General features: G+C 45.6%; 1 protein-coding gene and 1 pseudogene. One reads left to right on the forward strand and one right to left on the reverse strand.

What is annotated here, in order from left to right; translation table 11 throughout:
* Positions 1-370, forward strand: a pseudogene (locus A3729_RS09190) (lytic transglycosylase F); the annotation flags it as partial.
* A 22-nt stretch (positions 371-392) separates the two neighbouring features.
* Here A3729_RS09190 and A3729_RS09195 read toward each other — a convergent pair.
* Positions 393-733, reverse strand: a 341-nt coding sequence (locus A3729_RS09195; RefSeq protein ID WP_156497833.1) for an HAD-IB family phosphatase, incomplete at its 5' end; no start/stop codon positions are given.

Below are 733 nucleotides of genomic sequence, written 5' to 3' on the forward strand. Positions count from 1 at the left end.
TGTTCGCTACTTCTCTAAAATTAGAGCCAGGATTCCGAAGCGCATAGCTGAACCAGACCGAAGCTGGCTTGCCTTAGCTGCCTACAACGTGGGCTACGGCCATCTTGATGACGCAAGGATTCTGACAGAGAAAGCCGGAAAAGACCCGGACAAATGGATGGACGTAAAAGAATTCTTACCACTTTTACAGAAGAAGAAATATTATAAACAGACTCGTTACGGCTACGCCCGTGGTAATGAGCCGGTCATATACGTGCAAAACATACGTCGCTACTATGATGTATTAAGTTGGATGACCCAACCGCAAACGAGCGAACAAGCCATTGCACAAACAGACTTTCAAGAAGGGCTAATTAAGACTATCGAATAAACATACCGATAGCNTTAAGATCCTACTCTGCTTCTCTATCTCTAAAGCCGATCAAGTAAAGTACAGCATCAAGGCCTAGGTTTGATATCGCATGACGAGCGGACTCTTTCACAAGAGGTTTAGCTCTAAACGCTACGCCCAATCCAGCTCGACTCAGCATTGGCAAGTCATTAGCACCATCTCCGACAGCAATAACCTGCTCACGCCCTATTTTTTCTTTCTTGGCTAATTCATCCAACAAAGCCGCTTTGCGCTGGCCGTCAACCACTTGGCCCGTCACGCACCCCGTTACTTTACCGTTTTTAATTTCCAACTCATTGGCATAAACATAATCAATACCAAGCTTATCCTGCAGCCCTTTAG

This window comes from Oleiphilus sp. HI0043, from assembly GCF_001634935.1.